This window comes from Kitasatospora kazusensis (assembly GCF_039529945.1).
In the GTDB taxonomy this organism is placed as follows: domain Bacteria; phylum Actinomycetota; class Actinomycetes; order Streptomycetales; family Streptomycetaceae; genus Kitasatospora; species Kitasatospora kazusensis.
Window position 1 is genome coordinate 1 of the sequence record NZ_BAAANT010000082.1, and the last position, 8957, is coordinate 8957.

Annotated in this window: 5 protein-coding genes; all 5 read left to right on the forward strand. The window is 73.6% G+C overall.

What is annotated here, in order from left to right; genetic code table 11:
- The first annotated feature begins 439 nt into the window (after positions 1–439).
- On the forward strand, positions 440–3328 hold the full coding sequence (gene leuS, locus ABD330_RS31505; protein ID WP_344469730.1) for a leucine--tRNA ligase: 2889 nt from the start codon (positions 440–442) through the stop codon (positions 3326–3328).
- A gap of 251 nt (positions 3329–3579) precedes the next feature.
- Entirely contained in the window at positions 3580–4347 is a 768-nt protein-coding gene (locus tag ABD330_RS31510; RefSeq protein WP_344469731.1) for a hypothetical protein, read from the forward strand.
- A gap of 104 nt (positions 4348–4451) precedes the next feature.
- Complete coding sequence (locus ABD330_RS31515; RefSeq protein WP_344469732.1) at positions 4452–5297, forward strand: DegV family protein; 846 nt, start codon at positions 4452–4454, stop codon at positions 5295–5297.
- A 128-nt stretch (positions 5298–5425) separates the two neighbouring features.
- Complete coding sequence (locus tag ABD330_RS31520) at positions 5426–6517, forward strand: ComEA family DNA-binding protein (RefSeq protein WP_344469733.1); 1092 nt, start codon at positions 5426–5428, stop codon at positions 6515–6517.
- Between the two features lie 226 nt (positions 6518–6743).
- Positions 6744–8957: ComEC/Rec2 family competence protein (locus ABD330_RS31525; protein WP_344469734.1), on the forward strand; the 2214-nt coding region annotated here is incomplete at its 3' end.

Below are 8957 nucleotides of genomic sequence, written 5' to 3' on the forward strand. Positions count from 1 at the left end.
GCCCCTCAAACGTGCCCACCACCGCAACTGGCCACCACCAGAAGCGACAACAGCCACCATCACCCAGCCAAGAACAACCTAAAGTCACCAGCATTGGGGCTAGCCGTACGGGTGGGTCCTTCAGGGGCGCGTGGGGGCACCTCCCGGCCGAAGGCTGGGGGAGAACTGCGCGACCAGGGCACGACGGAGGTGCACGGTTGCGCGCGCAGTTCCCCGCGCCCCTGCTGTGGTTGCTCTTGGTGCGCTGACTGAGCGGCTAGCGCCCTTGCGGTACCCTGAGCCCATGCGAACCGTGCGCCTGCTCCTTAGCCGGCCGCGCTGACAAGGACCGGCTGAGCCTTCGGGTGGTGCCGGAGTCGGCGTGGCGTCCCCTCCTGCGAGGGGCTTTTTTGTTTTCGCCGCCTGTTCGCCAACCGACATCGATGGAGCTTGAAGGATCATGAGCGAGACGACCCCTGCTGCGGCCGAGGCCGCCACCGAGCCCTTCCGCTACGGCGCCAGCCTGGCCGCGGAGATCGAGTCCCGCTGGCAGGACGTCTGGGAGAAGGAGGGGACGTTCAACGCCCCCAACCCGGCCGGTGCGCTGGCGGATCCCACGGCCGGTGACGTCGCGGCCAAGCCGCACAGCTTCATCATGGACATGTTCCCGTACCCCTCGGGTGCGGGCCTGCACGTGGGCCACCCGCTGGGCTACATCGCCACCGACGTGTACGCCCGCTTCCAGCGGATGACCGGCCACAACGTGCTGCACACGCTGGGCTACGACGCCTTCGGCCTGCCGGCCGAGCAGCACGCCGTCGCCACCGGCCAGCACCCCCGGATCACCACCGACGCGGCCATCGCCAACATGCGCCAGCAGCTGCGCCGCCTGGGCCTGGGCCACGACCCGCGCCGGTCGATCTCCACGATCGACCCGGAGTACTACCGCTGGACGCAGTGGATCTTCCTGCAGATCTTCAACTCCTGGTACGACACCGAGGCGCAGAAGGCCCGCCCGATCGCCGAGCTGATCGCACAGTTCGCGGACGGCTCGCGCCCGACCCCGGACGGCCGCGCCTGGTCCGAGCTGTCCGCCGCCGAGCGGGACGAACTGCTGGGCGACTTCCGGCTGGCGTACTCCAAGGAGGTGCCGGTCAACTGGTGCCCCGGCCTGGGCACCGTGCTGGCCAACGAGGAGGTCACGGCCGACGGCCGCTCCGAGCGTGGCAACTTCCCGGTGTTCAAGTCGAACCTGCGCCAGTGGATGATGCGGATCACCGCGTACTCCGACCGCCTGATCGCCGACCTGGACCTGCTGGACTGGCCCGAGGCCATCAAGCTGCAGCAGCGCAACTGGATCGGCCGCAGCGAGGGCGCCCGGGTCGACTTCGCCGTCGGCGATGACAAGATCACCGTCTTCACCACCCGCCCCGACACGCTGTTCGGCGCCACCTACATGGTGCTGGCGCCCGAGCACGCGCTGGTCGACCCGATCGTCCCCGCCGCCTGGCCGGCCGAGACCCACGAGGACTGGAAGGGCGGCGCCGCGCTGGGACATCCAAAGACGCCCGCCGAGGCCGTGGCCGCGTACCGCGCGGAGGCCGCCGCCAAGTCGGACGTCGAGCGCCAGGTCGACGCGAAGGTCAAGACCGGTGTCTTCACCGGCGCGTACGCGACCAACCCGGTCAGCGGCGAGCCCGTGCCGGTCTTCATCGCCGACTATGTCCTGATGGGCTACGGCACCGGCGCGATCATGGCCGTCCCCGCCCACGACGCCCGCGACTTCGCCTTCGCCCGCGCCTTCGCGCTGCCGATGCGCTGCGTCGTCGAGCCGACGGACGGCCGTGGCCAGGACCCGCAGGAGTGGGACGACGCGTTCGACACGTACGACTCCGTCATCGTCGACTCGGCGCACGACAGCCTGTCGCTGAACGGCCTGAGCGTCGTCGAGGCCAAGGCCGCCGCCACCGAGTGGCTGACGGCGCGCGGCATCGGCGAGGGCACCGTCAACTACCGCCTGCGCGACTGGCTGTTCAGCCGTCAGCGGTACTGGGGCGAGCCCTTCCCGATCGTCTACGACGAGGACGGCGTGATGCACGCGCTGCCCGAGTCGATGCTGCCGGTCGAGGTCCCCGAGGTCGAGGACTACTCGCCGCACACCTACGACCCGTTCGACTCCAAGTCCTCGCCGAAGACCCCGCTGTCCCGCAACGAGGACTGGGTCAACGTCGAGCTGGACCTGGGCGACGGCGTCCGCTCGTACCGCCGTGAGACCAACACCATGCCCAACTGGGCCGGTTCGTGCTGGTACGAGCTGCGCTACATCGACCCGGTGAACGGCGAGAAGGTCGTCGACCCCGCCAACGAGGGCTACTGGCTGGGCCCGACCGCGCAGAAGCCGGGCGGCGGCGCCGACCTGTACGTCGGCGGCGCGGAGCACGCGGTGCTGCACCTGCTGTACGCGCGCTTCTGGCACAAGGTGCTGCACGACCTGGGCCACGTCTCCTCGGTCGAGCCGTTCCACAAGCTGTTCAACCAGGGCATGATCACCGCCGACGTCTACCGCGACGAGCGCGGCTTCCCGGTGCCGGCCACCGAGGTCGAGGAGCGCGACGGCAAGTACTTCTGGCAGGGCGAGCAGGTCAAGCGCGAGGCCGGGAAGATGGGCAAGTCGCTGAAGAACGCGGTCGCGCCCGACTCCATCTGCGACGAGTACGGCGCCGACACGCTGCGCCTGTACGAGATGTCGATGGGCCCGCTGGACGTCTCCCGTCCGTGGGACACCCGCGCGGTGGTCGGCTCGTACCGCTTCCTGCAGCGCCTGTGGCGCAACGTCGTCTCCGAGGACACCGGCGAGCTGGTGGTCACGGAGGAGGAGCCCGACGAGGCGACCCTGCGCGCGCTGCACAAGGCGATCGACGGGGTCCGGGGCGACATGGCCGGGCTGCGCTTCAACACGGCCGTTGCCAAGGCGATCGAGCTGAACAACTTCCTGGTCAAGCGCGGCTCCACGCCCCGGGTGGTGGCCGAGCAGGTGGTGCTGATGGTCGCGCCGCTGGCCCCGCACATCGCCGAGGAGCTGTGGCGCCGCCTGGGCCACACCGAGTCGCTGGCGTTCACCGACTACCCGGTCGCCGACCCGGTGTACGCCGTGGCCGAGAGCGTGACCTGCGTCGTCCAGATCAAGGGCAAGGTCAAGGCCCGGCTGGAGGTCGCGCCGTCGATCTCCGACACCGAGCTGGAGGCGCTGGCGCTGGCCGACCCGGCGGTCGTCGCCGCGATCGGGGACGCACCCGTCCGCAAGGTGATCGCGCGGGCGCCGAAGCTGGTCAACATCGTCACCGGCTGACAGCAGACGGACAGCCGGCCGACAGGTCGTGACGGGCGGTTCCTCCCGGTGCGGGAGGGGCCGCCCGTCGGCGTACCCGGGACCGGGGCCGACCCTGGGATCCTGCGGGGGAGATCCCTGAGCCGACCCTGATCTCTGCCACCGGAGCGCCTCCGGCCGACCTGCGGACCGGCCGATGGGGCTACCTTGGAGACTCAGGCGGCGCCGCCGGTTCGAGGCGGGTCCGGTCGGGCTTCGGTGGGAGATGGCTCATGATGGACGCGCTCGGCGTGCTGGTCCTGGTGATCGTGATGTTCGGCGTGGCGGCGCTGACCATGCTGGTGGTCGGTGCGGTGAAAGCCGCGCGGACCGTCGCCGCCAAGGTGGAGCACCACGAGGCCAACGCCCGTCGGGCGGTCGAGAACGCCACCCTCAAGGCCAAGACGTTCACCAAGCCCGGTTCGCAGGGGCAGCTCTCGTCGGTCCGGCTGTCGCTGCGCACCTCACTCGACAGCACCCGCAAGGTGCTGGAGGGCGGGCTGTCCCAGGACGGCCAGCTGACCGAGTCGCTCCAGCTGCTGACCCGGCTCGACGCCCACGCGGCGGAGCTGGACGGCGAACTGCGGGTGCTGGAGCGCGAGCCGGACCAGCGCAGGATCGCCGCCAAGCTGCCCGAACTCCGCGAGCGGGCCGAACGGATCACCCACTCCGCCGAGTCGATGCGCTGGGCCGCCCAGGACCGGATGCGCCGCTTCGCCGACGACGAGCTGGCGCGGCTGAGCGCGGAGTGCGAGAGCGAGGCGGGCGCACTGCGGCACTGGGACGCGGCTCCCGCTGCCGATGCCGCACCGGCTGCCTCCGCCTCCACCTCCGCCGGATCCGCCGGATCCGCTGCCTCCGACGCTCATTCGGCGGGAGCCGCCGGGGAGCCGCGCAAGGGTGTCTCCGGTGGGACACACCTGAGCGCGGAGGAACTGCTCGGGCTGGGCGAGCCGCTGGCCCGCCTGGCGCAGCGCCTGCGCAAGCCGTCGGTGGGGTAGCCCGTCCCGTCGGGCTGTGGCTGTGGCTTCTGCTTCTGCCGCCAAGCAGGCGGGCCGTCCGGTCTCGCTGTCTTCTGCGCTGGACGGGGAGTAACCTCCGGCTCATGCCCGCCCACCTCGCACTTGTCACCGATTCGACGGCTTATCTCCCTCAGGACGCCGTGGACCGTCATCGGATCGCGGTGGTCCCGCTCAGCGTGGCGCTGGGGGACGAGGTCCTCCTCGAAGGCGTCGAGGTCTCGCCCAAGGACGTCGCCGAGGCGCTCCGCGCCAAACGGCGCGTCACCACTTCCCGCCCGGGCCCCGAGACATTCGCGGCCGCCTACCGGGCGGCCGCCGAGGCGGGCGCGACCGGGGTCGTCTCGCTGCACATCTCCTCGGAACTCTCGGGTACGTACGAGGCGGCGCAGCTCGCGGCCGCCGAGGCGGAGATCCCGGTGCGGGTGGTCGACAGCCGCCTGGTCGCCATGGCGCTCGGGCACTGCGTCCTGGCGGCGGCCCGGGCCGCCGAGGCCGGCCTCGGGCTGGAGGGGACGGTGGCGGCCGCCACCCGCCGGGCCTCGCTGACCAGCGGGTTCTTCTACGTCGACACCCTGGAGCACCTCCGGCGCGGTGGCCGGATCGGTGCCGCCCGGGCGCTGTTGGGCTCGGCGCTCGCGGTGAAGCCGCTGCTGCACCTCTCCTCGGGGCGGATCGAGCCGCTGGAGAAGGTCCGGACGGCCTCCCGGGCGATCGCCCGGTTGGAGGAGATCGCGGTGGCCCAGGCCGGCGAGGCCGAGGTGGACATCGTGGTGCACCACCTGGCCGCCGAGGAACGGGCCGAACCGCTGGCCGAGCGGCTCCGGGAGCGGGTGCCCGGGCTGCGAGAGCTGTCCGTGATCGAGGTCGGTGCGGTGATCGGGGCACACGTCGGGCCCGGGCTGCTGGCGGTCGTGGTCGCACCGCGCTGACGGGTTCTCGGCGGCGGTCCGTTCGAAACTCCCTCGTCCGGGTGACCGAAGTTATCCACAATGCCGAGTTGTCCACAGGGATTTGACGAATCCGGGCGGCGGGCCGGGACGGTTCTACGGTCGTCGGCATGAGAACGATGACCCCGGGTGCCACGCGGCGCCGAGAGACCACCGAAACCGTCCGCGACCGGATGTCCAACCTGTTCGCGCCCGAGGCATCCGGGGTACCCGATGCGAGCGGCGCGGGCGGCCTGGGCGACGGCGGCGACACCGCCGAGGTGCCGCGCCGCGCCGCCCGACGGGTGACCGGCTCGCCCCTCAGGGGCCGGCGGCCACCCCCCGACCCGCCGTCCGATCCCGAGCCGGATCCCGAGCCCAACCCCAACCCCAACCCCAGCCCTGGCCCTGAACCCGACCCGGACGCCTACCTCGACCCGGAAGCGGAAGCGGAAGCGGAAGCGGAAGCGGAAGCGGAAGCGGAAGCGGAAGCGGAAGCGGAAGCGGAAGCGGAAGCGGAGGCGGAGGCCGAGGCCGAGGTCCCGCACGCCTGGAACCGTCGGCGGCACTGGCCGAGACCGCACCCCGCGCTGCTGCTCGACCGGCGCGCGCTTCTCGGGCTGACCGTCCTGCTGGTACTCGCCGTCGGGTATGCCGTCCAGCACTTCTGGCTGGGCCGGCCGCAGCCGGTGCCGATCCCGACGACGGTCTCCGCAGCGGCCACGATCCCCGGCACCCCGCACCAAGGCGGCGGGGTGCCGCCGTCACCCGCCGGGTCGGGGTCCGCCGAGTTCGTCGGGGCGTCCGGGGCGCCGGGCCCGGAGGTCGTGGTCGACGTGGCGGGCAAGGTGCAGCACCCGGGGCTCCGGACGCTGCCGAGCGGCTCCCGCGTCGCGGACGCGCTCCGCCTGGCAGGCGGTCCGCTGCCCGACACCGAGACCGACAGCGTGAACCTGGCCAGGGTGCTGACCGACGGCGAGCAGATCGTGGTCGGCGCGCCCGCCGGGCCGTCCGGTGCGGGGCCGGCGGCCACGCCGCTCAGCCTGAACCACGCGACCGTCGAGCAGCTGGACGCCCTGCCCGGCGTGGGGCCGACGCTGGCGCAACGGATCACGCTGTTCCGCAGGCAGCACGGCGGCTTCCGCTCGGTGGAGCAGCTGCGCCAGGTCAGCGGCATCGGCGAACGCAAGTTCCTCGACCTGCGCTCCCTGCTGACGCTCTGACACCCGTCCGCTTCCGCGCCCACCCCAGGGAGGTGGCACGATCTCCGCCTCGACCGCCTCGCGCCCCGGCCACCACCGCCCCACCGATCTGCGCCTGATCGTCCCGGCGTTCTCCGCCTGGGCCGTCACCGCGACCGTCCTCGGACTCGGCCCGAAGTGGCAGCCCCTGCTGTTCCTGGCCGCCGGGGCAGCGGCCCTGGTCGCGCTGCTCCTGCTGCTGCCGGCCGTGCGGCGGGGGCGCCACCCGGCGGTGCTGGTGGCCGCCGCACTCCTCAGCGCCGCCGCCGGCGCGGTCACCACGACTCTGCACACCGCGGACCTGTACCGGGGCCCACTGCCGCTCCTCGCTGGCCGGCCGAACCCCGAGCTCACGGTCGAGCTCACCGTCACGGGTGACCCGAGGACCAGAACGTCCGCGAGCGGGGGGACGGCCCCCGGTCAGTCGCTGCTCACCGTCGGCGCGACCGTCGACCTGGTCAGGCTCCCGGAGGCCGTCCCCCCGGATCCGGAGCAGGTCCGGACCCGCTCGCCCGTCCTTCTGCTGGTCCGGGCCCAGGATGCGCCCGCCTGGCAGCGGATGCTCCCCTCCACCCGGCTCTCCGCCGACGTACGGGTGCTCCCGGCCGCGCCCGGCTCCGGCGGCACCGTGGCCGCCGTCCTGCTGGTGCGCGGGCCACCCCGGCAGCTCGCGCCGCCCAGCCTCCCGCAGCGGCTGGCCGGACGGCTGCGGGCCGGCCTGCGGGCCGCCTGCGACCACCTGCCGCCGGACACCCGGGGGCTGATCCCCGGACTGGTCGTGGGCGACACCTCCCGCCTCCCCGAGGAACTGGACGACTCCTTCCGCGCCACCGACCTCGGCCACCTCACCGCCGTCAGCGGGGCCAACCTCGGCATCGTGCTGGCCGTACTGATCGGCTCACCGGGCCGCGCGGGCGCACCCGGCCGGGCGGGTCTGGCCGGGCTGCTGGGCCTGCCGCTGCGGACCACGGCCCTCCTCGGCACACTGCTGACCCTGGCCTTCGTCACGCTCTGCCGACCGGACCCGAGCGTGCTCCGGGCCGCCGCCACCGGTCTGATCGCGATGCTCGCCCTGGCCACGGGCCGCCCCCGGCAGGCCCTGCCCGCGCTGGCGGGGGCCGTGCTCGTCCTGGTCCTGCTCGATCCGTACCTGGCCCGTTCGTACGGGTTCCTGTTCTCCACCCTCGCCACGGCCGGGCTGCTCGTCCTGGCCCCCGGCTGGACGGCCGCGCTGCTGGCCCGCCGCTGGCCGCACCACCTGGCCGCCGCCGTGGCCACGACCGCCGCCGCCCAGGCGCTCTGCGCGCCCCTCACCGTCCTGCTGGCGCCGAGGGTCAGTCTGGTCGCCATCCCCTGCAACGTGCTGGCCGAACTCACCGTCGCCCCGGTCACCCTGCTCGGCTTCGCGGCGCTGCTGGCCGGCCCGGTCTCGGCCGGAGCCGCCCGGTTCCTGGTCGATCTGGCCGCGCTGCCCACCGCCTGGCTGGTGGCCGTGGCCCGGCACGGCGCCGCCCTGCCGGGCGCGGAGCTGGAGCTGCCCAGCGGCCTGGTGGGTGCCGCGCTGCTCGCGCTGCTCACCCTCGCGCTCTGCTGGGCGGCCCGCCCGCTCCGCACCCGCCGCGGCCCGGCCCGGCTCCCGTACTCCGGGCCCCGCCACTTCGGGCCCCGCCACTTCGGACCGGGTCCGTCGCGCGGCCGGCGGTGGCTCCGGGCGGTGTCGGCCGTCGTGGCCGGTCTGGCCGTGCTGGCGGTCCTGCTGCGCCCGCCGTTGCTCGTCCGGATCGTCACCGGCTGGCCGCCGCCGGGCTGGCGGCTGGTCATGTGCGATGTCGGACAGGGGGACATGACGGTGCTTCCGGTCACCCCGTCCGGCGGCGGCGCCCCGGACTCCGCCGTGGTGGTGGACGCGGGGCCCGACCCGGCGGCGGCGGATTCCTGTCTGCGGGCGCTGGGCATCACCCGGGTGCCGTTGCTGATCGTCACACACTTCCACGCGGACCACGCCGAGGGCCTGCCCGGCGTCCTGCGCGGCCGGAGCGTCGGAGCGCTCCAGGTCACCACCTTGGACGGCCCGCCCGGCGAACGCGCCCGGGTGCTGGAGTGGGCCGGTGCCGCCCGGGTCCCTGTGATCGGGGCCCGGCGCGGTGAACGCCGGGCCGCCGGACCCGAACTCTCCTGGGAGGTCCTGTGGCCCGAGGAGCAGCCCGGCCGGGAAACCCCCGGCGCCAACAACTCCAGCGTCGCGCTGCTGGCCTCGGTGGGCCCGCCCTCGGACGCGCTCCGGATCGCCCTGCTGGGGGACCTCGAACCCCCGGCCCAGGCGGCGCTGCGCGCCCGGAGCCCGCTGCCGCGCGTGGACGTCCTCAAGGTCGCCCACCACGGCTCCGCCAACCAGGACTGGGACTCCACCGGTGCCCTGAGC